Annotated in this window: 26 protein-coding genes and 1 other annotated feature; of the genes, 23 read left to right on the top strand and 3 right to left on the bottom strand. The window is 35.7% G+C overall.

The window, feature by feature from the left end:
* Window positions 1-8 precede the first annotated feature (8 nt).
* The 8 genes from C2I06_RS10830 (at window position 9) to pheA (ending at window position 6,705) form a co-directional block, all read left to right on the top strand.
* Entirely contained in the window at window positions 9-1,445 is a 1,437-nt protein-coding gene (locus tag C2I06_RS10830) for an Rne/Rng family ribonuclease (RefSeq protein WP_249928302.1), read from the top strand.
* A gap of 81 nt (window positions 1,446-1,526) precedes the next feature.
* Window positions 1,527-1,606: a sequence feature (ribosomal protein L21 leader region), on the top strand.
* A gap of 15 nt (window positions 1,607-1,621) precedes the next feature.
* Window positions 1,622-1,930, top strand: coding sequence for a 50S ribosomal protein L21 (rplU, locus tag C2I06_RS10825; protein WP_016201698.1), 309 nt, complete (start codon window positions 1,622-1,624; stop codon window positions 1,928-1,930).
* A 12-nt stretch (window positions 1,931-1,942) separates the two neighbouring features.
* Window positions 1,943-2,275: a ribosomal-processing cysteine protease Prp gene (locus C2I06_RS10820; protein WP_123258042.1), complete on the top strand. Its 333-nt coding sequence runs from the start codon at window positions 1,943-1,945 to the stop codon at window positions 2,273-2,275.
* Between the two features lie 17 nt (window positions 2,276-2,292).
* A complete protein-coding gene (rpmA, locus tag C2I06_RS10815) occupies window positions 2,293-2,583 on the top strand; it encodes a 50S ribosomal protein L27 (RefSeq protein WP_016201696.1) in 291 nt (96 codons plus the stop codon).
* A 492-nt stretch (window positions 2,584-3,075) separates the two neighbouring features.
* Window positions 3,076-3,624, top strand: a complete 549-nt coding sequence (locus C2I06_RS10810; protein WP_095331603.1) for a Spo0B C-terminal domain-containing protein — start codon at window positions 3,076-3,078, stop codon at window positions 3,622-3,624.
* Between the two features lie 192 nt (window positions 3,625-3,816).
* Window positions 3,817-5,106: a GTPase ObgE gene (gene obgE / locus C2I06_RS10805; protein ID WP_047943608.1), complete on the top strand. Its 1,290-nt coding sequence runs from the start codon at window positions 3,817-3,819 to the stop codon at window positions 5,104-5,106.
* Between the two features lie 174 nt (window positions 5,107-5,280).
* Window positions 5,281-5,736, top strand: a complete 456-nt coding sequence (locus C2I06_RS10800; RefSeq protein ID WP_047943609.1) for an ACT domain-containing protein — start codon at window positions 5,281-5,283, stop codon at window positions 5,734-5,736.
* A gap of 117 nt (window positions 5,737-5,853) precedes the next feature.
* Window positions 5,854-6,705 (top strand): prephenate dehydratase, encoded by an 852-nt coding sequence (gene pheA / locus C2I06_RS10795; protein ID WP_095331605.1) that lies wholly within the window; start codon window positions 5,854-5,856, stop codon window positions 6,703-6,705.
* A gap of 75 nt (window positions 6,706-6,780) precedes the next feature.
* On the opposite strand, the gene C2I06_RS10790 is transcribed toward pheA, so the two are convergent.
* Window positions 6,781-7,323 (bottom strand): transcription repressor NadR, encoded by a 543-nt coding sequence (locus C2I06_RS10790; protein WP_047943611.1) that lies wholly within the window; start codon window positions 7,321-7,323, stop codon window positions 6,781-6,783.
* Window positions 7,324-7,705: 382 nt separating this feature from the next.
* Here C2I06_RS10790 and safA point away from each other — a divergent pair, with 382 nt between their 5' ends.
* The 11 genes from safA (at window position 7,706) to yajC (ending at window position 18,421) form a co-directional block, all read left to right on the top strand.
* Complete coding sequence (safA, locus tag C2I06_RS25820) at window positions 7,706-9,859, top strand: SafA/ExsA family spore coat assembly protein (protein WP_206427994.1); 2,154 nt, start codon at window positions 7,706-7,708, stop codon at window positions 9,857-9,859.
* Window positions 9,849-10,829 carry a phosphotransferase gene (locus tag C2I06_RS10780; protein ID WP_164463669.1) on the top strand — a complete coding sequence of 327 codons (981 nt, stop codon included), beginning with the start codon at window positions 9,849-9,851 and terminating at the stop codon, window positions 10,827-10,829. Before safA ends, C2I06_RS10780 begins: the two co-directional genes overlap by 11 nt.
* Window positions 10,830-10,938: 109 nt before the next feature.
* Window positions 10,939-11,616 (top strand): YhcN/YlaJ family sporulation lipoprotein, encoded by a 678-nt coding sequence (locus C2I06_RS10775; protein ID WP_095331621.1) that lies wholly within the window; start codon window positions 10,939-10,941, stop codon window positions 11,614-11,616.
* Window positions 11,617-11,901: 285 nt separating this feature from the next.
* Window positions 11,902-12,822, top strand: a complete 921-nt coding sequence (locus tag C2I06_RS10770; protein WP_163185479.1) for an NAD-dependent epimerase/dehydratase family protein — start codon at window positions 11,902-11,904, stop codon at window positions 12,820-12,822.
* 234 nt (window positions 12,823-13,056) lie between these two features.
* Window positions 13,057-13,587: an intercompartmental signaling factor BofC gene (locus tag C2I06_RS10765; protein WP_095331625.1), complete on the top strand. Its 531-nt coding sequence runs from the start codon at window positions 13,057-13,059 to the stop codon at window positions 13,585-13,587.
* A 205-nt stretch (window positions 13,588-13,792) separates the two neighbouring features.
* Window positions 13,793-14,404, top strand: coding sequence for a Holliday junction branch migration protein RuvA (ruvA, locus tag C2I06_RS10760; RefSeq protein ID WP_123258041.1), 612 nt, complete (start codon window positions 13,793-13,795; stop codon window positions 14,402-14,404).
* A 59-nt stretch (window positions 14,405-14,463) separates the two neighbouring features.
* Window positions 14,464-15,459 carry a Holliday junction branch migration DNA helicase RuvB gene (ruvB, locus tag C2I06_RS10755; protein WP_095331629.1) on the top strand — a complete coding sequence of 332 codons (996 nt, stop codon included), beginning with the start codon at window positions 14,464-14,466 and terminating at the stop codon, window positions 15,457-15,459.
* A 50-nt stretch (window positions 15,460-15,509) separates the two neighbouring features.
* A complete protein-coding gene (locus C2I06_RS10750) occupies window positions 15,510-15,716 on the top strand; it encodes a DUF2905 domain-containing protein (protein WP_095331631.1) in 207 nt (68 codons plus the stop codon).
* Between the two features lie 35 nt (window positions 15,717-15,751).
* Window positions 15,752-16,780: a tRNA preQ1(34) S-adenosylmethionine ribosyltransferase-isomerase QueA gene (gene queA, locus C2I06_RS10745; protein WP_095331633.1), complete on the top strand. Its 1,029-nt coding sequence runs from the start codon at window positions 15,752-15,754 to the stop codon at window positions 16,778-16,780.
* A gap of 169 nt (window positions 16,781-16,949) precedes the next feature.
* Window positions 16,950-18,089 carry a tRNA guanosine(34) transglycosylase Tgt gene (gene tgt / locus C2I06_RS10740; protein WP_095331635.1) on the top strand — a complete coding sequence of 380 codons (1,140 nt, stop codon included), beginning with the start codon at window positions 16,950-16,952 and terminating at the stop codon, window positions 18,087-18,089.
* Between the two features lie 29 nt (window positions 18,090-18,118).
* Window positions 18,119-18,421 (top strand): preprotein translocase subunit YajC, encoded by a 303-nt coding sequence (gene yajC / locus C2I06_RS10735; RefSeq protein WP_095331637.1) that lies wholly within the window; start codon window positions 18,119-18,121, stop codon window positions 18,419-18,421.
* A gap of 64 nt (window positions 18,422-18,485) precedes the next feature.
* Here the strand turns inward: yajC and C2I06_RS10730 are convergent, their stop codons facing one another.
* Entirely contained in the window at window positions 18,486-18,836 is a 351-nt protein-coding gene (locus tag C2I06_RS10730) for a TIGR04086 family membrane protein (protein ID WP_328824417.1), read from the bottom strand.
* Between the two features lie 228 nt (window positions 18,837-19,064).
* On the opposite strand from C2I06_RS10730, the gene C2I06_RS10725 reads away from it, so the two are divergent.
* Complete coding sequence (locus tag C2I06_RS10725) at window positions 19,065-19,706, top strand: DUF421 domain-containing protein (RefSeq protein WP_095331641.1); 642 nt, start codon at window positions 19,065-19,067, stop codon at window positions 19,704-19,706.
* Window positions 19,707-19,790: 84 nt separating this feature from the next.
* Here C2I06_RS10725 and spoVB read toward each other — a convergent pair whose 3' ends face one another.
* Window positions 19,791-21,335: a stage V sporulation protein B gene (gene spoVB, locus C2I06_RS10720; protein ID WP_123258040.1), complete on the bottom strand. Its 1,545-nt coding sequence runs from the start codon at window positions 21,333-21,335 to the stop codon at window positions 19,791-19,793.
* 257 nt (window positions 21,336-21,592) lie between these two features.
* On the opposite strand from spoVB, the gene C2I06_RS10715 reads away from it, so the two are divergent.
* From C2I06_RS10715 to C2I06_RS10705, 3 genes are all read left to right on the top strand, one after another.
* Window positions 21,593-21,898, top strand: a complete 306-nt coding sequence (locus C2I06_RS10715) for a post-transcriptional regulator (protein WP_095331645.1) — start codon at window positions 21,593-21,595, stop codon at window positions 21,896-21,898.
* 356 nt (window positions 21,899-22,254) lie between these two features.
* Entirely contained in the window at window positions 22,255-24,507 is a 2,253-nt protein-coding gene (gene secDF, locus C2I06_RS10710; RefSeq protein ID WP_095331647.1) for a protein translocase subunit SecDF, read from the top strand.
* 137 nt (window positions 24,508-24,644) lie between these two features.
* A complete protein-coding gene (locus C2I06_RS10705; protein ID WP_095331649.1) occupies window positions 24,645-24,944 on the top strand; it encodes a LapA family protein in 300 nt (99 codons plus the stop codon).
* Window positions 24,945-25,100 lie beyond the last annotated feature (156 nt).

The raw sequence follows: 25,100 nt of genomic DNA, 5'->3' as shown, positions 1-25,100 counted from the left end.
GATGTATGATGTTGAATCAAGTAATCATTAATATAAAAACAAGAGAAAATAGATTTGCTTATCTAAAAGATGGGAAAGTAGAAAAAATATATGTCCAGCAGCCGCAATATAAAACAACTGTTGGAAATATTTATTTAGGACAAGTGACAAAGGTGATCCCAGGAATGAACGCTGCATTTGTAGAAATTGGGGAAGGCAAAGGAGCCTATTTGCCGAGAGAGAAAATGGCTTCATTTGTGCGGAGTGATGGAACTTTAGAGGAGAAAAAAAAGAAAAGTGTCTCATCTTATATAAAACAAGGAGAACGAGTATTAGTTCAAGTAATAAAAGATGCTGCTGGGCCAAAAGGTGCTAAAATAACGGGGATAATTGAGATTAACGGAGAGCATTTAGTGTATATGCCTTATGGGCGATATGTAGCGGTATCCAAAAAAATTCATTCTCATACTGCGCAAAAAGAGTTAAGAAGCATAGGGAGTCGTATAAAAACAGACAAAGAAGGCTTAATCTTTCGCACATCTGCAGCTAATTGTTCGGAAGAAACAGTAAAGGAAGAGCTCGAAGCATTACGGCAGGAATATAAGAGATTGGAACAAAAAGCTAGCCAAAAGAAAATAATGCTTGTCTATGAAAATGATGAATTTACTAAACAGTTGAATGTTCTCTTTAAACAAATGAAAGAGGGAGAAGTTATTGTGGATAGTCTTGAAGAGCAGAAAAAATGGCAAGCGATGTACCCCCATTTAACTGTTTCGTTTCATCAAGGAAATGAAAATTTATTTTCTTATTACCATGTCGAAAGGGAAATAGATAAAGCTTTGAAAAGAGTTGTTTGGCTAACAAATGGCAGCTATTTGATAGTCGATCAGGCTGAGGCGGCGACTATTATTGACGTAAATACAGGTAAATATGAAGGGAAACATCAGTTAGAGCAAACGGTCTTTCAAACAAATATACTTGCTGCAAAGGAAGCTGCAAGGCAAATTAAATTAAGAGACCTTTCTGGCATTATATTAATTGATTTTATTGATATGAAGAGCGAGGAAGAAAAGAAAGTGCTGGATATCCTGGAGAAGGAATTGCAATCAGATAATAGACAATCGAAAGTAATTGGATTTACTACACTAGGAATATTGCAGCTCACCCGAAAGAAAACGATGAAATCCTTATCCGAAACACTGCAAAGTAAGTGTGTGATTTGCGAAGGCACAGGCTTAGTGAATAGCGCAAGTAGTATGGCCTTTCAATTAGAAAGAGAGTTATGGGAATATCGCCATATGGATATCGAACTTGTGGAAGTTATCGTATCACAAGATGTCCATACTCTATTTACGGGAGTAGGAAATAAACATAAAAAACGATTAGAGGAAGTATTAGGCTTTATGATTAAAATGGAAATAGCTGAATTTCCAAAGCCGGATTATTTTATTCGAATGGTTAAATGATTCACCATAATGCTAATAATAGATAATATGATTGACAGTATCTTTTAAACATGTTAGTATTTTAATGTTGTTTGTAGCACCCGTGCTCTACAACCGCACATAGCAGGTAATTAAGCTTTTGCTTCGCAAAACGCCTGTCATTGGCGAGTCTTAGTCTATTAAGGAGGTGCAGTTTAATGTACGCAATTATTGAAACAGGCGGAAAACAAATCAAAGTTGAAGAAGGTCAAGCTATCTACATCGAGAAATTAAACGGTGAAGCTGGTGACACTGTTACTTTTGATAAAGTTCTTTTCGTTGGCGGAGAAAATGTAAAAGTAGGAAGTCCAGTTGTTGAAGGAGCTACTGTTACAGCTAAAGTTGAAAAACAAGGCCGTCAAAAGAAAATCATCGTTTTCAAATATAAAGCGAAGAAAAATTATCATAAAAAGCAAGGTCATCGTCAACCTTACACTAAAGTCGTTATCGAAAAGATCAACGCATAAGGTTGAATTTGTATGATCGAAATTACGATTAACAAATCGAATGATGGTCTCATTCATTCCTTTACGATAAGTGGTCATGCTCTTTTTGCGAATAGTGGGGATGATATCGTGTGTGCAGGAGTATCAGCTGTTTCTTTTGGAAGCATTAATGCCGTTATTTCTCTTACTGGTATTACACCCATTATAAAGCAAGGAAAGGATGGAGGTTTTATTTCTTGTACGATTCCTGGAAATATTCCGGCAGAGACAAGAGATAAAATTCAACTTCTATTAGAGGGAATGATTGTTTCTTTAGAAACAATTGAACGAGACTATGGAAAATACGTAACTATCACTTATAATTAAATAGGAGGTGGAACGAAATGTTAAGATTAGATCTTCAGTTTTTTGCATCTAAAAAAGGGGTAGGTTCTACTAAAAACGGACGTGACTCCATTTCTAAACGTTTAGGAGCTAAACGTGCAGATGGTCAATTAGTAACTGGTGGAAGCATTCTTTACCGTCAACGCGGTACAAAAATCTATCCAGGAGTAAACGTTGGTCGTGGTGGCGATGATACACTATTCGCAAAAGTTGACGGAATCGTTAAATTTGAGCGTCTTGGTCGTGATCGCAAACAAGTTAGCGTATACCCAGTAGCACAAGAAGCATAAGATAATGTTCAGATAGGCTGGCTCGTTTAGGGTCAGCCTATCTGTTTGTTAAGGGATAGATTTTTTTGATTAAGAATATATGTTGTGATCAGATAGGTGAAGGATGATTTCAACACTTAGACAAAAAGCAGGAGGGGCTTTTTGTCTAAGTGTTGAAAAATAGAGAGAAATCAATTGCTTTTTTGTATGCAATCAAGAAGGTTGCCTCTTATGTATATAGTTTGTTGTTACCACAGTCTTCATATACTTCGCTTTCAACATTTCTTGATCGAATCAATCCAAAATAACTTGGTGCATAAATTGGATAGAACTTTTAGAAAACGGGTATTTTTTAATTCATATTTTCCAGTAGTAAAAACCTAAAGTTCAAGTGGATATAATTGAATGGCTAACATGATGGAGTTATCGTTTTTGTTCATAGATGGTTCATTTTTTGTTATACTTACTTCAAGCAGTCTTCTAAGACTTAATAACCTTTGTAGGAGTACAAGAATGAATAAAGACTGGAATACGATAGAGTTTTTAAGACATGTTCGTCATGATTGGCTAAATAAAATTCAATTGATAAAAGGGAATTTGGATTTAAATAAACCGGATCGAGTGAAAGAAATTATTAATGATATTATTACAGAGACAAAACAAGAAGCTAAGTTATCAAATCTAGATATTCCACAATTTGCTACAAAATTATTAATCGCAAACTGGGAAAATTATTATTTTCGATTGGAATATGAAGTGTTGGCCGAAGAAAAATGTCAAGGGACAGAAGATGAAATACTTGCCAAATGGACAACCTTATTTTTCCAGACGTTAAATCAATATAGCAAACCCTTTGCAGATAATCATTTATACATCTCCATTCATTCCATGGTAGAAGGATTTCGTTTGTATGTTGATTTTAACGGAGAGCTGCTAGATAGTGAATCTATGTTTCAATTTCTTCATCAACCTTTTTCTCATTTGAAATTGGAAAATATTGAAATGAGAAAAGAAGAACTCCTATTTGAAGTTTGGATGGATAGAGAGCAAACAGGTAAATAATAAGAAGGACTTGTTTGCAATAGCATAAAAGAAAATTGTGATTTTTAGAAAAAATAGCTGCAAATGTTTGTAGGAATAAAATAATTAGTCCTTCTAGTGAGGAGAGCAACCCTCCTTTCATAAGGATTAGTCCTTGTTCACTATTAGACAAGTAAGCTGCTTATGTTTTTCTTAATAGGAGGAAATAAATTTATGTTTGTGGATCAGGTTAAGATTTATGTGAAGGGCGGAGATGGCGGAAATGGTATGGTAGCCTTTCGCCGAGAAAAGTTTGTTCCAAAAGGTGGCCCAGCTGGTGGCGATGGTGGAAAAGGTGCAGATGTAATATTCCAAGTAGAAGAAGGTCTGCGTACTTTAATGGATTTCCGATATCAACGTCATTTCAAAGCACCTCGCGGAGAGCATGGAATGTCAAAAAATCAGCATGGTCGCAATGCCAAAGATATGATTGTCAAGGTTCCGCCTGGTACAATCGTTGCAGATGCGAATACAAAAGAAGTTATTGCGGATTTAACTGAACATGGCCAACAAGCAGTAATTGCACGTGGCGGTCGTGGAGGAAGAGGAAATTCTCGTTTTGCAAGTCCATCTAACCCTGCCCCAGAATTATCGGAAAATGGGGAACCAGGTCAGGAAAGAGATGTTACTCTGGAGTTAAAGGTATTAGCAGATGTTGGTTTAGTTGGATTCCCAAGTGTTGGTAAATCTACATTGCTGTCTGTTGTATCTGCTGCCAAACCAAAAATAGCTGACTATCATTTTACAACAATCGCTCCTAATTTAGGAATGGTGGAAACAGAAGATAATAGAAGTTTTGTTATGGCGGATTTGCCGGGGTTAATTGAAGGAGCTCATTCGGGTATCGGATTAGGTCATCAGTTTCTTCGTCACATTGAACGTACAAGAGTTATTGTCCATGTGATTGATATGGCTGCTATTGAAGGCAGAGACCCATATGAGGACTATGTTACGATTAATAACGAGCTTCAGGAATACAATATGCGCTTATTAGAAAGACCACAAATTATTGTTGCTAATAAAATGGACATGCCAGATGCAGAAGAAAACCTTAAAGTATTTAAAGAAAAATTAGAGGAAGACTATCCAATTTTTCCAGTGTCCGCTTTAACTAGATCAGGTCTGCGTGAACTTCTTTTTGCAATTGCGGATAAATTAGAGAATACTCCTGAGTTCCCATTAGAGGAAGTAGAAGAGGAAGCAGGTATTCACCGCGTTGTTTATAAACATGAAGTAGATGAGCGTCAATTCTATATTACAAGAGATCCTGATGGTAGCTTTGTTCTTTCAGGTGAAGGTATTGAAAAGCTATTTAAGATGACAGATTTCTCTCGTGATGAGTCTGTTCGCAGATTCTCTCGTCAAATGCGCGGCATGGGCATCGATGAAGCATTACGTCAGCGTGGCGCTAAAGATGGAGATACTGTAAAGTTAATGGAATATGAATTTGAATTCATTGACTAAGAAAACATGGTTTAAAAAAGATGAAAGATCTTCCCTCTCGTAAAAATAAATAATACGAGAGGGCAGTTTCTCATACGGAATAGAATGACTAAATCGAAATGTCTAGTTCTTATAAACCAGAGTTATTTCTATCATACATATTAAGTATCCGTTATACCTTATAGGGGTGAGCAGATGAAACAAAGTAAAATAGATCATAAATTTTTTATTGTAAGAGAAGATGTACTATCAGAGGCAATGCGCAAAACCCTAGATGCTAAAGAGCTCTTAGAAAGAGGAAAAGCAGAATCTGTCCATGAGGCAGTAAAAAAGGTAGACCTAAGCCGAAGTGCGTTTTATAAATATCGTGATACAATCTTTCCTTTCCACACAATAGTGAAAGAAAGATTGATTACGTTATTCTTTTATATTGAAGACCGATCGGGTACCTTGTCTAAATTGCTAAGTGTTGTTGCTTCTGCTGGATGCAATGTACTGACAATCCATCAAACGATTCCGCTGCAAGGAAGAGCCAATGTAACACTGTCGTTAAATACCGCAGAAATGGAAATATCCATTGATATGTTGTTAGAGCGATTGCGTATGCTTGAATTTGTGGAGAAAGTGGACGTTTTGAGTACGGGCGCATAAAAAGTCATTTATTTATAAGGAGACCCTGTTGTTTATTAGGAAGATGACTTTTTCAGTCAATCTTCTTTTTATAAAGATTAAATTCAGAATAAATAATTTTTTTTGGAGGAGAAAGAAGTGAAAGTAGGCTACTTAGGTCCAAAAGCAACATTTACAAATATGGCGGTAAATCAGCAATTTCCTGGGGTGGAATCCATTCCTTTTCTAACCATTCCCAATTGCCTCGATGCTGTGATGGAAGATAAAGTGGATGTTGCTTTAGTTCCGGTTGAGAACACATTAGAAGGATCGGTCAACATTACATTAGATTATTTAATACATGAAGTATTTTTACCTATTCATGGGGAAGTGACGGTTCCGATAAAACAACATATAATGGTTCATCCATTCCGGGAAGACACATGGAGAGAAATTGAAGTAGTCTATAGTCATTCCCATGCAATTGCTCAATGCCATAAGTTTCTACATACAGAATTAAACGGGATTGCTTGTGAGTATATGACGTCAACAGCAGCAGCAGCACAGTTTGTTAAAGAAAATCCGCATATCAACGGGGCTGCTATTGGCAATTTGCTAACAGCTGAAGAATATGGTCTGAAGATTGTAAAACATAATATTCATGATTCAATGAATAATCATACTCGTTTTCTCATTTTATCGAAAAATCCTGTACATTATTCAGCAACAACAAGTCAACTGGTTGGTCATAAAACAAGTCTTATGGTCACTTTGCCTGCCGATCGTTCTGGTGCTCTCCATCAAGTATTGTCTGCCTTTGCATGGAGAAAACTAAACTTAGTGAAAATTGAATCAAGGCCAACAAAAACTGGATTAGGGAATTATTTCTTTCTTATTGACTTAGATAGAAAAATGGATGATGTATTAATACCAGGTGCTATTGCAGAATTAGAGGCAATAGGCTGTGAAGTAAAGATACTGGGGAGTTATCCTTATTACATGACGGAATAGATAGAACCACTATACGAAGAATGACAAAAAATCACTAATGACGATTAAAGTCTTAGTGATTTTTTGTCATTTACGTTAAGCTTCTTCTTCCATTAAAAAATCTGCTTTTCGTAAAGCTTCTTCTGCCTCTAGTAATGTATCAAGGGATGGTGCGGTAATGGTATGCAGATGAATACCTGCCGTTAATTCAGATAAATAAGCAGCATTTGTATGCTTAATTTTCTTCATAAATTGTTTCACTTCTTTTCGATTAGAGACGAGGATGGAAGCCGTCAAATCGCCGTATACTGGATGTTCAATTGTGACATCCTTAACAGTTACTCCATTATCAACAAGGATATTTAACTCTTCCTCCGTTTTTTCTGGTGGATGATTACACGCAATAATTCTTTCGTAGAGCATCGGTTTTGATTCTTGTAAATATAAATAGCCTTGACTAGTTGCCAAAATTGGTTCATTTTTCGCCTTTAGCAGTGTAATATCTCCAACAATTATTTGTCTACTAACATTTGTCAATTTTGAAAGTTCACTGCCGGTATAAGGTCGATTTTTCTCTTTTAGTAAAGTAAGAATATAAGCCCTTCTTTCTTCACCAAGCATTTTTTTTGATTCAGTCATCCAATCTCTCCTTTTGTTGCAGTTACTCTGATTAGAAAGCTTCCTTTTCTTTATCTGCTTTTTCTGTTATCTCCGGTAAAGGTAACAACACAAATTTATTTGGCATTTACTTTAAAAATAGTGGCAGTTAGCCTGTTTCACTTGAAAGGGAGAACTCAGTATTTATTTTTCTTTCTTTCTATTTTACCAAAAGAATATCTAAATGAATAAACCAATTTATTTTTATAAATTAATGGCGAAAAGAAGGACAAAGATCTGGGCAATCTTTGTACGACCAGAACACATATTTTGAAAAAAAACGCATAGATTTTTGAATAGAATGATAACCATTTTGCAGTGTGAACATAGACTATATGGACATATGCATAGGAGGGAATCTATAGTGAAGATCCATATTGTTCAGAAAGGGGATACTCTTTGGGAAATTGCCAAAAAATATGGGGTGAATTTCGAAGAGTTAAAGTCGTTAAATTCCCAATTGACTAATACTGATATGATTATGCCTGGCATGAAAATTAAAGTCCCTACTTTAGGAGGGAGTATAAAGAAAGAAGCTCCTCAAATGGGATCAAAAAAAGAAATGCCGATTACGATGGAACCAATTGTGAAAGAAGCACCGAAAAAAGAAATGCCAGTAAAAGAAACACCAAAAAAAGAAGCGCCAAAAAAGGAAATGCCCAAAAAAGAGATACCAAAAGAGAAACCATTTACACCAAAAATGCCTGCTCCAATCATTCCCGAAATTGATATAACGAATTATTATTCCATGAATATGACTAATGTTGATGTGGATATTGATGTGGAAATGAAAGAAAAACCGGCACCGGTAAAACCGACACCAGTAAAACCGGCACCAGTAAAACCAGCACCAGTAAAACCGGCACCAGCCAAACCAGCACCAGTAAAACCAATGCCAGCCAAACCAGCACCAACAAAGCCTGAACCAACACAACTTGCACCTGTTTTGCCAAATCAAGAACCAGTTCAAAAAGATGTATGTCCACCCATTGTCCCTTATCAGCCTTATTGTTATGAAGTATCGCCAATGATGCCAGGTAGCGGTTTTCCTCCAGGGGTTTGCCCTCCTGAAGGAGTTCCGGTTGAACAAGTTGCATCCCAAGTTTATCCAACATTTCCTGGAGTAGAATTTACAGAAAAACACCATTGGGAAGAGTCTTCCTCGTCCTATTCTGCTTTTATAAATCAGGCGCCTTCCCATGTTAATCAGATACCACAGGAAAATAGTCAAAAACCATGGGCTCAGTTTAGTCAGATGCCTATAGAGAATGAACCTACTTCCCATGTAGCTGGTGCAGCTCAAAAACCAAATGTTGCGCATAAACCAAATGCACCTACGCACACAGCGGTTCATCCGACTATTACTCTTCCTGTTAAAGAGGATTGTGGTTGTGGTCCATCATTCCCTACAGCAAGCAATTTTCAAGTAGATGGAATGATGAAAGGAGCCACTTCTGGAAAAGGAGGAATGCCACAAGGATTCGACCCACAAATGGGAGGACATCCAATGGGTGGAGGATTCGACCCAGGAATGGGAGGAATGCCACAAGGATTCGACCCACAAATGGGAGGACATCCAATGGGTGGAGGATTCGACCCAGGAATGGGAGGAATGCCACAAGGATTTGGCCCAGAAATGGGAGGATATCTAATGGGTGGAGGATTTAATCCAGGAAAAGGAGGAATGCCACAAGGATTCGACCCACAAATGGGAGGACATCCAATGGGTGGAGGATTCGACCCAGGAATGGGAGGAATGCCACAAGGATTCGACCCACAAATGGGAGGACATCCAATGGGTGGAGGATTCGACCCAGGAATGGGAGGAATGCCACAAGGATTTGGCCCAGAAATGGGAGGACATCCAATGGGTGGAGGATTTAATCCAGGAATGGGAGGAATGCCACAAGGATTTGGCCCAGAAATGGGAGGACATCCTATGAGTGGAGGGTTTAATCCAGGAATGGGAGGAATGCCACAAGGGTTTGGTCCAGAAATGGGAGGACATCCAATGGGTGGAGGTTTTAATCCAGGAATGGGAGGAATGCCGCAAGGGTTTGGCCCAGAAATGGGAGGACACCCAATGGGTGGAGGATTTAATCCAGGAATGGATATGAGAGGAGTGCCACAAGGATTTGGCTTAGAATTAGGAGGCTATCCGATGGCGGGAGGATTCACTTCAGGAATGGAAATGGGAGGACATCCGATAGGATATCAACCATCTATAAATCAATCTCCGTATCCTCAAGATGCTGTTGGAAATACGCCAATCTCATATACAACGGAAAATTATGGTGCAGATCAAGAAGCGCCATCATATGAAGGTAGTAGTATGGCGCAGCCAGTTTCTACAGACGTGACATCACCTGTATATGGACCGGGAGGGAATGCTCCAGTATTCACACCGCCTTATAATCCTACTATTGGGCAGCCGCCATTTATGAATCCATATGGCATGAATCAAGGTACTCCATTTGGAATGCCAAGATACCAAGAGGATGAAAGCAGTGATCTATGATTTTTATCATAGAGGGGACGATACTTTTTTTTATCGTCTCCTTTCTTTATTAGAAAAAAAAATACCAATCCAAATTATCGAATTAAACAGGATTAGAAATGATGTATATCTAATAAAAACGAAGCAATATTGGATAATTTTAAAAGGGTACAATAGTTATCAAAAACTCAAGGTTCAAGTTGCTTTTACAAGAGCACTTAAACAAGAAGGTTTTACACAGACATATCAATTTTATGATTTCGATGATGAGCCAATCATTATCGATAATAAAGTGTATGGGCTGATTGAATATCTTCCCCCTCATAGAGATACTTTTTCCTATCATAGTAAGCGGAATAGAAGGGAAGCACTTCAATTATTGGAACATTATTATTCGGTTACAGAGCGACTGGTAGAAATATATAAGTATATCTTGCCAACTTTTCATTTAATAAAGAAATTTGAACAAAGGCTAGAAGAATTTCGAGGGAATTTACTAATTATTGAGCAATATATAAAAAAAGACATAGCGGAGGAAATAATGGAATGGGCTGATTATTCATTTGGTTTAATAAAAAAACAAATGGACTACTTGGACACAACCCCAAACGTAATCATACATGGGGATGTTGCTCATCATAATTTCTTACGAGTTAAGAATAATGAATTATACTTAATTGATTTTGATTTAATAAGTATTGGTCCACGAATTGCTGACTATTTACAATTTGCTAATCGCATTCTCCCTGATATAGGATGGTCTTTACAAGATTTACAAAAAATGCAAGTATATGCCGATCTTTTTAAAGATAAATGGTTTTTAACAGCTTTAATATATCCGACAGATATTTTGAGGGAATGGAATAGAATAATCAGAAATAAAGATGTAAATAATGACTTCTTGTTAGATCAAGTACAATTACTAACAACTAATCAATATAAAAGGAGGAAGAAGTTTTATCAAAAACTTCAACAACTCGTAGGAACATAAGACATGAAAAAGACTGGCTAGACTTTACAGTATGTTTCTTTCCAAACAGTAGAAGATAAAAGAGAGCAAGGATATTGCTCGAGATTTACATGAAGGGGAGAATTCTACTATGCGTAAAGTTAAACTAGTTGCTCCAGTTCTGTTGACACTGTCTTTTGGATTGACAGGTTGTGGTGTAAATGAGGATGAGACTGCTGATCGAAATCGCCTTAATAATACTAGGCCGATTGGATACTATTCAAATGAACAGCATGAAGGAAACAATGGCGTCGGCAATACAGATAACGATGGACCAATTACAGAAATGATGGACCATACTTTTGGGGATGAAGGCAATAGAAATGGATCGAATGTTCGAAATGTAAACAATAGAAACGGAACAAACGTTAGAAATATAAATAATCGCAACAATGATCATGATAACGTAAATACAAATGATCGGGATGAAAGAGTATCCTATGACACGGAATTAGCTGAAAAAATATCCGATCGGGTTACTAAAATGGATAATGTTAAAAATGCACGGACGCTTGTTTATAGAGAGAACGTTTTAGTTGCATTGGAAGTTGAAAACACAAAGAATATAGCCAAAACAAAAGCGCAGGTAAAAGACAAACTAAATGATTTACTAAATGGAAGAGATATTTCAGTCGTCACAGATAGAGGAGTATTTAACAGTATAGAAGATATAAATCGTTCGATTCGAAATGGTCAGCCGCGACAAACGATTAACAATAATATTGAAAATATTTTTCAGGATTTAAATCCTGCAAGAGATAACAGATAAAATAAAAACTAACTTTGAGTGGAATAAACCACTTGGAGTTAGTTTTTATACATTTGTTCTTTATAAGGAACATATTAAAAAAAGTAGACAAGATTCACCCAAATTATAAAAGAAGAAAAGAATGAATACTAACAGAAAAAAGAAAGAAGGAAAAGAAGGTGTTCTATATAATGAATTAGTTGTTGTAATTATAAAAGAAAAGATGTATACTTTATAATGAAAAAAACATTCGTTATAAAGAACTATCAGAGAATTAGTTAAAAGCCGAAAATGGCGGAGGGATATATGGTGAGAGTGCTAATCGTAGGTGGACAAGAGAATAAAATTAGATATGCTCTAATGCAAGAACTTTCAAACAAGCAAATTTATCATATAGTAGCTGATCAAGCAAATGATAATAGTATCCTTACCTCTCTAGTTCAGCATCAAGTACACACTTTCTTAAACACGATGGAATTAGCAGGTTTAATGGCAAAGTATCAAATCGATTGTGTAATTGACTTATCGAATGAGCCAATTATATCAAACAAAATGAAAGACTCCTTTGAACAGTCAGAGAAGAATATTGGCCGTACGATTGAAGTACTGGAAGCATGTGTGGAAGCTAAAGTAGAAAAAATTATCTTTCCATCTACCATAGCAGTTTATGGGGACTTGGAAGGAGTGATCACAGAGGATATGACTTTACAACCAGTACTATTTGAAGGATTATCGAAGAAGATAGTGGAAAAATACATACAAAATTATCATACATTATATGGTCTTTCTTATACGATTTTAAGATTTCCTATTCTTTATGGAGAATATTCCTTCCATAATCAGAATGACAATATAGTGGAAACAACAATCAAAAATGTGCTAGAAAATCGCCCGTCTAATTGTTTTAAAGATGGAGAACATAAGAAGCATTTCCTATATATTAGTGATGCTGTTAGAGCCTTTGTTTCTAGTTTAAATAAAGGCGGGAATGAAATTTTTAATATTTGTCCAATGGAAAAATACTCGATGAAAGAAGTTGTCTCTATTATTCAGTCGTCGATAAAAGAGGATTCTCTCCCTCACAAGGGTTTGAAAGAAGGAGAGAAAAGTAGAATTTCAATAAAGAAGGCACAAGTCCATCTAGGATGGCAGGCACAAGTGCCGTTTTTAAAGGGGATTCGTTTAGCGATAGATAATATAAAAATAGGCACCAAAAAAGAAAAATGAACTATTGAATAGGATTCTTCAATAGGAAAAGAATATGCAAACTGGAGTGAGGTACTACAATACGTTATGAGAGAATCCTCCGGAATAAGATTGCTATAAATTAGGAATGAAATTATTTTTTATGGTGAGAATAATAGAGAGTAAGGTTGTTTTAAAACCAAGCTTTAGATTGACAGTACCCTATTTCCTTGGAAATAAAGCTACTGTTGTGAGTAATGTGAAGAGGTGGTTATAATGAAAACCAGATTCCTTTTATTTTCAACTGTTCTTCTTGTCAGTATTCTTACTGTCTTTTTATCTAATGGACAAGTATATGGAAAGACTGGAAGCGGTGTCTCTCAAAATGAGAATCCTAAAAAGTTGGAAGTCGTATTGCAAAGGATTTATTTAGACGGAGAAATGAGTGAAGAAACAATAGAAGAGACAGTATGGTCGATGGAAGATTTCTGGTCAAAGTATGATAAATGGCAGCTGGTAGATATGACAAGCAGGGAGCTTGTTTTTAAACAAGAAGTTGATGATATATCACCATTGTTGAAAACAAATGGTTATTTTGGTATTAATGAAGAAGGGATATTAACCATTTATAATGGAAAACCTGCTGAAGAGAACATTATTCAGTCCTTTTTCCAGATTGATCTGAAGAAACTGGAATCGAAACAACATGAAGATTTACAAAAAGGGATTCCGATTAAATCAAGAGATCGCTATGTTAAAGTACTAGAAACCTTTAAAAACTTAACAACAATTGAAACTACTAATTAAGGAATTGGCAGTGAACAGAGGAAGCACAATGAAATGTGTCGAATCTGCTCACTTTTTTTGTTTTTTTGTAAGAATATTATGAAAAACATCTATAATAGCAGTTCTACAAAATAGTATGATAAAATAAGGGCTAGGATTTATCCCACACTCAAGGGGCACGGAGCCCTATTTATGGAAGTTTTCTTTATAAGGGAGAGAAATTAATTTGTACGAATATATAAAAGGGAATGTAGAATTTGTTGGACCAGAATACATCGTAGTGGAGAATAATGAGATTGGTTATCAGATTAAAACACCTAATCCATTTTCGTTTTCTGCTTTTTCAGGTAGTAAGATTACTGTATATACATACCATTATGTTAGAGAAGATAATATTAGCTTATACGGTTTTCGTTCGCAAGATGAAAAAGCTTTATTTACAAAGCTCCTTAACGTTTCAGGAATTGGTCCTAAGGGAGCATTGGCTATACTTGCATCTGGAGAACCGAGCCAAGTAATATCCGCCATTGAAGCGGAAGATGAAGTATTCCTTGTGAAGTTCCCTGGTGTTGGCAAGAAAACAGCAAGACAAATGATTTTGGATTTGAAAGGAAAATTAGCAGAGTTTATGCCAGATTTCTCTCCGGATCTATTTACAGTAGATAAGCATGTAGCGAAAGCAGAAAGTGATTCAGCAATGGATGAAGCGATGCTTGCTTTAACTGCACTTGGATATTCGGAGAAAGAAGTCAAAAAAATTATCCCACATTTAAAGAAGGAACAGTTAACAACAGATGGTTATATCAAACTGGCATTAAAGCTTCTTTTAAAAAGATAAGTGTGGTTCAACGAATTAATTTTGGATAAACGACTATCTAGAAGAAAGGAGTGAATGCTATGGATGATCGAATTATTTCAAGTGAAGCAGATAATCAAGATTTATCATTTGAAAAAAGTCTTCGACCCATTCAATTACAGGAATATATTGGGCAAGATAAAGTAAAAGAAAATTTAAAAGTGTTTATTGAAGCGGCTAAATATAGAGAAGAAGCTCTCGATCACGTATTGTTATATGGCCCACCTGGATTAGGGAAAACCACACTTGCTACGATTATTGCTAATGAAATGGGAGTTAATATTCGAACAACTGCTGGTCCAGCAATCGAAAGACCAGGTGATTTAGCAGCAATTTTAACTGCCTTAGAACCAGGTGATGTGTTGTTTATTGATGAAATACATCGCTTGCCGCGAGCTATTGAAGAAGTCTTATATCCTGCAATGGAAGATTACTGTTTAGACATTGTAATAGGCAAAGGTCCTAGCGCTCGGTCAGTCCGGCTAGATTTACCTCCATTCACGCTTGTGGGTGCGACAACCAGAGCTGGTTCCGTTTCTGCACCGTTAAGAGATCGTTTTGGGGTTCTATCTAGATTGGAATATTATGAGGTAGATCAACTCAAAGATATTGTTTCCCGAACAGCAGATGTACTTCAAATTGGAATAGAGGACCTTGCCGCATGGGAAATTGCTAGACGTTCAAGAGGAACACCTCGAATTGCGAATCGCCTTTTACGAAGAGTGCGGGATTTTGCACAAGTAAAGGGTGATGGAATGATAACGAAAGAATTGGCAGATCATTCCCTTGAACTTTTGCAAGTAGACCGTTTAGGGTTAGATCATATTGACCATAAATTATTACTAGGAATGATTTATAAATTTAAAGGTGGACCTGTAGGATTAGAAACCATTGCTGCTACAATTGGAGAAGAAGCACATACGATTGAAGATGTCTATGAACCATATTTGCTGCAGATTGGTTTCTTGCAGCGAACTCCTAGAGGAAGAAGTGTCACCCATCTTGTTTATGAACATTTAAATATAAAATTGGATTGAGGAAACATCTAAATAATAAAAAAGAATATGCGAAATGAAGGACGAAAACAATGAATGACATTCCTAAGTATATAATGACTATTGGTGTGATTGTATTTCTTATTGGATTAGTAATGCAGTTAGTCCCGATTGGAAAACTTCCAGGTGACATTTTGATAAAAAAAGAGCATTCAACTTTTTATTTTCCGATTACAACTTGTATTGTGATTAGTATTATTTTATCTTTAGTTTTTTATTTTATTGGGAAATTTCGCTAAAAAATGATTGTATAAAAGAGAATAGGTGGATAGACATGAAAGTAGATTTATTTGATTTTCATTTACCAGAAGAATTAATTGCGCAAACTCCATTAGAGGATCGTACAAGCAGCAGACTCATGATCGTTAATAAAGAAACTGGCGATTTAGAACATCGCAAATTTAAAGATATATACGAGTATATTAATCCTGGAGATTGTTTAGTATTAAATGATACAAGGGTATTGCCAGCAAGATTACATGGCGAGAAAGAAGATACTGGAGCACATATTGAAGTATTATTGCTGAAGCAGCAAAAAGATGACATGTGGGAAACACTTGTTAAGCCGGCAAAAAGAGTTAAAGAAGGTACCGTAATTTCCTTTGGAGATGGAACACTAAAAGCGGTTTGTGTAAAAGAGTTGGAACACGGTGGTCGTATTCTTGATTTTCAATATGAGGGCATTTTTTATGAAATCTTGGATCAACTCGGCGAGATGCCGCTGCCTCCTTATATTAAAGAAAAACTAGACGATCAGGATCGTTATCAAACTGTTTACGCGAAGGAAAGGGGATCTGCAGCAGCTCCAACAGCAGGGCTCCATTTTACGACAGAATTGTTAGATGCGCTGAAAAAGAAAGGTGTACATATTGCCTTTATTACTCTGCATGTCGGTCTAGGCACTTTCCGGCCTGTAAACGTCGAAGATGTAGATAAGCATGAAATGCATGCTGAGTTTTATCAGCTTAACAAGGAAACAGCTGCTTTATTAAATAAAGTAAGAGGTCAGGGCGGACGAATAATTTCTGTAGGAACAACCTCAACTAGAACACTTGAAACAATTGCTGCTGCGAATAATGGTGAATTTGTAGAAAGCAGTGGCTGGACAAGTATCTTTATTTACCCTGGATATGAATTTAAAGGAATTGATGGCATGATTACGAATTTCCATTTGCCTAAATCGACGTTAATTATGCTAGTAAGTGCACTGGCAGGAAGAGAGAATGTACTTCATGCTTATGAAACAGCAGTCAAAGAAAGATATCGTTTCTTTAGTTTTGGCGATGCAATGTTTATACAATAGTAATAGATCCGCATGATAGGGTTTATCAATTGCTTGAGTTTCGTAGTAATATTCATTAGAATAATATAGTTGATTCTATTGCTTTTTTGTTAATAGATATTTTTCATTAAAAATGGAAGTGAATTATGAATCTCGAGGAAGATTCACTTTATATGAAGGAGAAAATAATTTGACAGCAATACGTTATGAATTCATAAAAACTTGTAAGCAAACAGGCGCCAGATTGGGGATTGTGCATACACCTCATGGATCTTTTGAAACGCCGGCTTTTATGCCAGTTGGAACGTTAGCAACAGTAAAAACAATGGCTCCAGAAGATTTAAAAACGATGGGAGCAAATATCATTTTAAGTAATACGTATCATTTATGGCTAAGACCAGGTCATGACATTGTAAAAGAAGCGGGCGGGCTTCATAAATTCATGAATTGGGATAAAGCGATATTAACGGACTCTGGCGGATTTCAAGTTTTTAGTTTAAGTGATTTCCGCAAAATTGAGGAAGAAGGTGTACATTTTCGTAACCACTTAAATGGGGATAAATTATTCCTTTCTCCAGAAAAAGCAATGGAAATCCAAAATGCATTAGGGTCAGATATTATGATGGCATTTGACGAGTGTCCGCCATACCCAGCAGAATATGATTATATGAAGAAATCAGTGGAACGTACTTCTCGTTGGGCAGAACGCTGCCTAAAGGCACATAATCGTCCAGAGGATCAAGGTTTATTTGGTATTATTCAGGGTGGAGAATACGAAGAACTTCGCAAACAAAGTGCAAGAGACTTAGTTTCTTTAGATTTACCTGGCTATGCAGTCGGTGGATTATCAGTTGGAGAACCTAAGGATGTGATGAATCGTGTCCTCGAATTTACAACACCATTAATGCCGGATAATAAACCGCGTTATTTAATGGGAGTAGGTTCACCAGATTCATTAATCGATGGTGCGATTCGTGGGATTGATATGTTTGATTGTGTGTTACCAACTAGAATAGCAAGAAATGGTACGGTGATGACAAGTGAAGGCCGTCTTGTTGTGAAAAACGCTAAATATGCTAGAGATTTTGGACCTTTGGATCCAGATTGTGATTGCTATACTTGTAAAAATTATAGCCGGGCATATATTCGTCACCTTATTCGATGTGACGAAACATTCGGAATAAGGCTTACATCTTACCATAATCTATATTTTCTGTTAAACTTAATGGAGAATGTCCGAGACGCAATCAGAAACGACCGTTTAGGAGATTTTAAAGAAGAGTTTTTCGAACGTTATGGATTTAATAAGCCGAACGCTAAAAACTTTTAATAGAGAATTTGAAAGGAGGGGAAATATAGATGGGAAATTTAGCTGGTTTACTACCGTTTATTTTAATGTTTGTACTATTCTATTTCTTGCTTATCCGTCCACAGCAAAAGCGTCAAAGAGCTGTGCGTGATATGCAGAGTAGCTTAAAAAAAGGGGACAAGATTGTCACGATTGGCGGCATGCATGCTACAATCGATGCAATTGATGAAGGAACGGTTGTGTTAAAAGCAAAAGATGGTTCACGCCTGACATTTGATCGTAATGCAATTCGTGAAGTCGTAGAATCCTCTGCTGCAGTAGCTAGTCCAACATTAGAAAAAACAGAACAATAAGTAAAAAAAGTGCAGTCTTAAAAAATAAGACTGCACTTTTATATTTTATTTGAAGTATTTTTGGTTAGTTATTTTTGGAAAGATTTACCCCTAATATCCCTCCCATCATACAAATAAGGGTATAACATACATGATAAATGGTTTGTTCTATCGTAAATAGTTGGTCTGAGCCTAAAAAGGAAAATAAAAAAATGATGATGGAATAGATGAACCCAGTAAGTCCCCCAAGAAACCAACCTCTTTCTTTTCCTTTCCCGCCAGAAATAAAACCACCTGCAAATAAAGTTATAAAGGATACGGCTGTAATAATATGTTGCAGGGATGATTCTTGAATAGATGTAAATCTTAATAAAAGGGAAAAGAACAAACTACTTGCTATTAACATAATGAAAATGGCAATTAGACCGTATAAAATGGAACTGCCAACATGTTTACTCTCTTCTATTGTAAACCTCTCCTTTCCAAAACATCTAAAGTTTTCTATAAAAGTTCTCTAGTACAAGCATATTCAGGAAGGAAGAAAATAGAATTAAAAAATATTTAAAAATACATTTTTCTCTCATCGTTATAATGCTGCTTTCCCGTATTATTTTTATCTTATAGAGCAGATTAAAAGAGAACATATTTGATCGGAGGAGATAATATGGACCAGTATTTGATCATTTTGTTTAGAACGATTTTAATCTATTTCTTAATCGTTCTTATTTTTCGAATGATGGGAAAAAGGGAAATAGGGGAATTAAGCATACTAGATCTTGTTGTATTCATTATGATCGCAGAAATTGCTGTTGTTGCTATAGAAGATTATAAGGATCCGATTTTACCAACACTATTTCCAATGTTTATCCTTCTAGCCATCCAAGTGCTTCTTGCGTTCTTTTCCTTAAAAAGCAAAAAAATGCGTGATTTTATTGAGGGAGAACCAACATTGATTATTAAAAATGGCAAGATTGACGAAAAAGCCATGAGAAGTCAGCGCTATAATTATGATGACTTATTAATTCAGCTGAGAGAAAAAAATATCCGAAATATTGCAGATGTAGAGTTTGCCATACTAGAAACATCAGGTAAACTTTCTGTATTTGAAAAGGAAGAAAATAAGTCATCTATTACCATCCCATTAATTATGGATGGAATTATTCAAGAGAGCAACCTAGATAGAATAGGAAAAACTAATCTATGGTTAAGACAGCAATTGAAAGATAGAGGATATGTTAATATAAAAAATATCTCCTTTTGCAGTTATCAAGAAGGTGAATTTTATATTGATTTGATTGATCATTAAAGAAAGAACAACAATGAAATCTTTCAGTAAAAAAGCAACCAGTGAGAAGCGGAATGCTCATTGGTTGCTACAGTTTAAGTAGTTTTAAGAAAAAAATGGACCAATCCAAGGGATTTTTGCTAAATCTCTTTTGTTCATTAAACGGAAAAGGAAAAGCAATACGATATAAAAGATACAGATTAAACTAGTAATACTAATGATTTGTATCAGAATGGAAGGGAATGTTATTGATTTGACTAAAAGAGAGCCAAGATAGGCAGTTAGCATGATAACAAGCAGCATTTTTACATAATCTTTCACAATAATCGAGAAACTGATTGTTTTTAATATTGTAGCAAAATGAAGGATCGTTACTAAAACAAATCCAACAATTAGAGCAATAGCTACGCCGAAAATTCCAAACTCTGGTCGACTTGCAAGAATAAAAATTAACGCTGTTTTAACGGCTGCGCCGATAAAGCTGTTAATCATTGCTGCTCTAGCAAAATTTAAGGCTTGCAAAGTAGCCTGGAGTGGGCCTTGGTAATAATTAAGAATAAAGAACGGTGCCATAAGCTGAATAAAGGAAGTGCCTCTTGTGCTTCCGTACATAATGGTCATTAAAGGCTCAGCCAAAACATACAGCACTACAATGGCAAGTCCACCTGTCATAAAGGTGAATTTAAGTGCTTGCTGTAATAAATGTTCGATTAGCTTTAGTTGATTATTAGCCTTTGCTTCACTAATAGCAGGCACAAGAGATGTTGATAATGATTGAGTGAAGAAGGATGGCAGCATTAAGAGTGGGAGTGCGAATCCAGTTAATACTCCATATTGTTTTGTTGCATTGATAGCAGAAAGACCAGCTAATGATAAACTATGGGCTACAACAATAGGTTCAATAAACCAGGCAATGCTACCAATCATACGACTCCCCGTTGTTGGTAAAGCTATTGTCATTAATTCTTGGAAAGTATTTTTTCCATTATGTACATATTGGAAGAATTTTTTCCGTAAGTGAAATTTCTTTTTCCATTTAAATGATGCCAGTAAATAGAATAAAGACGCAAGTTCTCCAAGAACAGAAGCTAACATTGCCCCTGCAGCAGCATATTCGACTCCAAGAGGTAGAAAAGCTTTTGTTAAAGTCGCAATTAACGCAATCCGAACGATTTGTTCAATCACTTGAGAAATTGCAGCTGGCTTCATATTTTGTCTACCTTGAAAATACCCTCTTAAAACAGATGAAACAGCGATTATTGGGATAATTGGTGTAATCGCAAGAAGTGGCAAAAGAGTTCTTTCATCTGTAAATAGTGTTTGGGAAAGATAAGGTGCTAAAAGAAATAAAGCTGGAGTGAAGATTACTGTTAGACCTAATGTTGTACTTAATGAAATGATTAAGATGCTCTTGACTTTTCGTAAATTCCCTGCAGCTTCTGCTTCGGCAACATTCTTAGAGATAGCTACAGGCAGTCCAAGCTGAGTGATGGTCACAACTAATATCATTGTCGGATAAACCATCATGTAGAGTCCAACCCCATCATCTCCGATAAATCGTGCAATAACAATTCGATTTATAAATCCGAGGACTCTAGTAATAAATCCTGCTATAAGTAAAATCATTGTTCCCTTTAAAAACTTAGACATTCTATTCCCTGCCTTCTCAAATAGCGAATAATACTATACAATTATCTATATGCAACAGAGTGGACAAAGCATGACAAGGTTTTTTATAAAAGTACGTTTGTTGTAAGGAAGAGACGATATTTTATTGTTAGGATGAAAATGGAATCATATTTTTTCTATGTAAATTGGTTTGCTTAGCATTATGGAGGTATAGAAGTAAAAGCAGATAGCTCATGTTTAAAAGGAAACATAAAATGACTGTAATGGAGTGAATAGGAATGTCGTCAACATCAACACACATATATGACCAATATCGTTCACAAGTTAAGCCTGTATTAAATAGCAAGATAGAAGAGTTTCACTTACTAGGCTATGAGACTATTAAGGAAGACGAGCTATGGGTATTTTTAACGAATAAAAAATGGAGAAAGCCCGCTCAAGAAATTAGAATTTCGGAGCTAGTACAAGATATACTGAATGTTAAGGTGGCAGATTATATGAACTTTGCCACTATCGAGGCATATAAAACGGCAGATCTTTTCTCTGTCTTATCAGAAGAAGAGAAAAAAGAATTATTGAAATAATGGAGTTTTATTAATCAAAACTTCTTCTGGTAGTTTTTTAATTGATGATGGTCTGGGATGGTGGTATTAAAAGCCAAGTCGTTAACTTTATGTGACAATTAGAATAACTTTACTAGTATATTTTTCTATACAAATTGACAGTCATGATAAACTGTTCCATAATGAGTTTATTCTAAGTAACAGAAGAAATCGCTAGTTTAATTTACTGGAAAGAAGTGAACCGCAAAAATAGAATAACACCTAATTATAAGGTTCATATTAAAAGAGGACATCATTTTTGATAAATAACAATGAATATGGCTAGTATTAGTTGGGGAAGTTTCTGCTTTGTATTTCATGAGGAGGATTAATACATAATGGTTAAACGCAGTAGAATTGTTGCTTTTTTGTTAATCATTGTCTTGGCGGCAGGATTAATGGGAGGAACAACAAATAAAATTTTAGACAATATTAAGCTTGGATTAGACCTTCAAGGTGGATTTGAAGTTCTTTATAAAGTAGAACCGCTGGAAAAGGGCAAAGCAAAAATTGATGAAGCGGCTTTAAAAAGTACAGCTCAAGCTCTAGATAAAAGGATAAATGTTTTAGGAGTAAGCGAGCCTGTTATTCAAATAGAGGGAAAAGACCGAATAAGAGTTCAACTTGCTGGTATAACAGATCAAAATGAAGCAAGAGAAATGCTTTCAACAGAAGCTAACCTAACATTCAGAGATATCCACGATAAGAAATTGCTAGATGGCTCTGATTTAGTGCAGGGAGGAGCAAGTCAAGAATTTGACCAGTATGGAAAGCCTAGTGTTTCTTTAAAACTAAAAGATGCAAATAAGTTTAAAGAAGTAACGCAATCAGTTTTAGGTAGTCCTTTAGTCATCTGGTTAGACTTTGAAGAAGGAGATTCTTATAACGCGGAAGCAGCCAAAGAAGAACCAAAATACTTATCCGCACCGATGGTAAGTGAAGTGATTAATTCGGATACTGTATCTATAACTGGTAATTTTACCGTAGATGAGGCGACCAGATTAGCTGAATTATTAAATGCTGGGGCGTTGCCGGTTAAATTAACGGAAGAATATTCAACAAGTGTTGGTGCACAGTTTGGAGATCAAGCGTTAAAAGATACAGTATATGCGGGCATAATTGGTGTAGGCCTAGTATTTTTATTTATGCTTCTCTATTACCGTCTGCCTGGATTAGTTGCTATCATTACATTGTCCATCTATGTTTATCTAAATCTGTTGGTTCTTGATTTAATGCAAGGGGTATTAACGCTTCCAGGAATTGCGGCACTTATTCTCGGTGTTGGAATGGCTGTAGATGCAAATATTATTACCTATGAACGAATCAAGGATGAACTGAGGGTAGGAAAGTCGCTGCGAGCTGCATTTCATGCAGGAAATAAAAACTCCATTGGAACCATTCTTGATGCAAACTTAACTACCATTATAGCTTCGATTGTTTTATTTATTTATGGGACAAGTTCAGTAAAAGGGTTTGCTACACTCTTAATTGTTAGTATATTAGTAAGTTTTATTACTGCTGTTTATGGTTCTAGATTATTACTCGGTTTACTAGTGAAAAGTAAATTGTTTGATAAAAAAATTACGTGGTTTGGAGTCAATCGTAAAGACATTAAGCATATTAGCGAAAATTACGATACTTTAACATTGCCAACCAAATTTGATCGTCTTGATTTTGTAAAATATAAGAATATATTTTTTACAATTTCTAGTGTTTTAATTGTGGCAGGGATTGTGATTATGTTTATATTCAAGCTTAATCTTGGAATTGATTTTGCAAGTGGATCTCGTATAGAAGTTATGGCAGATAAAGCATTAACAACTGCTGAAATTGAAGATCACTTAGATAAGCTGAATGTAAAAGCAGACGATATCATCATTTCAGGTGATAAGCAAGAGACTGCTGCTATTCGTATTAAAGGTGATTTAAGTCAAACTAAAATTAATACGATAAAATCAGAGTTTAATAAGACGTATGGGCATGATCCAAACGTCAGCAGTGTATCACCAACAATTGGGAAAGAATTAGCTAAAAATGCCTTTAAAGCGATAATTTTTGCCTCTATCGGAATCATTATTTATGTGGCAATTCGCTTTGAAGTATATATGGGTCTTGCAGCTGTAATAGCATTACTGCATGATGCCTTCTTTATTATCGTGATCTTCAGTCTCACACGACTAGAAGTAGATATTACTTTTATCGCAGCCGTGTTGACAATTGTCGGTTACTCGATTAACGATACGATTGTTACCTTTGATCGTATAAGAGAAAATTTAGCGAAGAAAAAGCGTATCAAAACACCACAAGAAATTAAAGATATTATCAATAGAAGTATTCGACAGACATTCGCTCGTTCGATAAATACTGTAATAACGGTTGTGATTTGTGTAGTGGCTTTATTAATATTCGGAAGCAGTGCCATCACAAACTTCTCTTTAGCGTTATTAATTGGTTTAATCGGCGGTGCCTATTCTTCTATCTTTATTGCATCCCAGCTTTGGTATGTTTGGAAGAAGAGAGAGTTAAAGAGAAAAGGTGTCTTAATTACGTATAAAGAAAAACGCCCAATTTCAGACGAACCACAAGTATAAGAAACACTTCAAAAACCTGTCTCCTAAAGCAGAAGGAGCAGGTTTTTGTATGTTCGCTAAAAAAATACTTGTTTATGATAGTGGAAAGATGGAAAATAGGAAATAATAGAACCAAAAATACAAAGGGAGGGAAGTAAATGAAATTTCAATGGAATATGCTTTTGGGAATTATTTTTGCTTTAATTGTTGCGGTCTTTGCTGTTATTAATGTCGAACCGGTTTCTGTTAATTACTTATTTGGCGAAGGGGACTGGCCGCTTATTTTAGTCATATTAATTTCTGTTCTTCTTGGTGGATTAATTATTGGCTCTGCTGGAATTATTCGTATTTATTCATTGCAACGTAAAATTAAAACATTGGAAAAAGAAAAAAAGGCATTAGAACAAAAAACGGATGATAAAAAAGAGAAGGAAAAGGTTCTAACAGATCTAAAATAAAAAGGGATGTCTGCAAGAAGAAATTCGTTGGGGAGTGTTTACTTCGATTAATTTCTTTTCAGACATCTTTTTTTGTCTATTTTTTCATCGGAAATGATTTCTTAAATAATTTTTTTATATTTAAAGTTATTATGAAAAAAATGACTATTCGTTTTT

Origin of the sequence: Niallia circulans, from assembly GCF_003726095.1 — a bacterium.
Classification (GTDB): Bacteria; Bacillota; Bacilli; order Bacillales; family Cytobacillaceae; genus Niallia; species Niallia circulans_A.
The sequence above is the reverse complement of the archived record's forward strand: the minus strand, read 5'-3'. Positions and strand labels throughout refer to the sequence as shown.

Bases quoted from the DNA above. Each gene is read 5' to 3' on its own strand.
- queA (WP_095331633.1), top strand. From the start codon at position 15,752: ATGAAAGTAGATTTATTTGATTTTCATTTACCAGAAGAATTAATTGCG.
- rplU (WP_016201698.1), top strand. From the start codon at position 1,622: ATGTACGCAATTATTGAAACAGGCGGAAAACAAATCAAAGTTGAAGAA.
- yajC (WP_095331637.1), top strand. From the start codon at position 18,119: ATGGGAAATTTAGCTGGTTTACTACCGTTTATTTTAATGTTTGTACTA.
- C2I06_RS10775 (WP_095331621.1), top strand. From the start codon at position 10,939: ATGCGTAAAGTTAAACTAGTTGCTCCAGTTCTGTTGACACTGTCTTTT.
- C2I06_RS10715 (WP_095331645.1), top strand. From the start codon at position 21,593: ATGTCGTCAACATCAACACACATATATGACCAATATCGTTCACAAGTT.
- C2I06_RS10750 (WP_095331631.1), top strand. From the start codon at position 15,510: ATGAATGACATTCCTAAGTATATAATGACTATTGGTGTGATTGTATTT.
- ruvB (WP_095331629.1), top strand. From the start codon at position 14,464: ATGGATGATCGAATTATTTCAAGTGAAGCAGATAATCAAGATTTATCA.
- C2I06_RS10725 (WP_095331641.1), top strand. From the start codon at position 19,065: ATGGACCAGTATTTGATCATTTTGTTTAGAACGATTTTAATCTATTTC.
- rpmA (WP_016201696.1), top strand. From the start codon at position 2,293: ATGTTAAGATTAGATCTTCAGTTTTTTGCATCTAAAAAAGGGGTAGGT.
- C2I06_RS10800 (WP_047943609.1), top strand. From the start codon at position 5,281: ATGAAACAAAGTAAAATAGATCATAAATTTTTTATTGTAAGAGAAGAT.
- spoVB (WP_123258040.1), bottom strand. From the start codon at position 21,335: ATGTCTAAGTTTTTAAAGGGAACAATGATTTTACTTATAGCAGGATTT.
- C2I06_RS10810 (WP_095331603.1), top strand. From the start codon at position 3,076: ATGAATAAAGACTGGAATACGATAGAGTTTTTAAGACATGTTCGTCAT.
- secDF (WP_095331647.1), top strand. From the start codon at position 22,255: ATGGTTAAACGCAGTAGAATTGTTGCTTTTTTGTTAATCATTGTCTTG.
- obgE (WP_047943608.1), top strand. From the start codon at position 3,817: ATGTTTGTGGATCAGGTTAAGATTTATGTGAAGGGCGGAGATGGCGGA.
- C2I06_RS10765 (WP_095331625.1), top strand. From the start codon at position 13,057: ATGAAAACCAGATTCCTTTTATTTTCAACTGTTCTTCTTGTCAGTATT.
- C2I06_RS10770 (WP_163185479.1), top strand. From the start codon at position 11,902: ATGGTGAGAGTGCTAATCGTAGGTGGACAAGAGAATAAAATTAGATAT.
- C2I06_RS10820 (WP_123258042.1), top strand. From the start codon at position 1,943: ATGATCGAAATTACGATTAACAAATCGAATGATGGTCTCATTCATTCC.
- C2I06_RS10830 (WP_249928302.1), top strand. From the start codon at position 9: ATGTTGAATCAAGTAATCATTAATATAAAAACAAGAGAAAATAGATTT.
- C2I06_RS10790 (WP_047943611.1), bottom strand. From the start codon at position 7,323: ATGACTGAATCAAAAAAAATGCTTGGTGAAGAAAGAAGGGCTTATATT.
- C2I06_RS10705 (WP_095331649.1), top strand. From the start codon at position 24,645: ATGAAATTTCAATGGAATATGCTTTTGGGAATTATTTTTGCTTTAATT.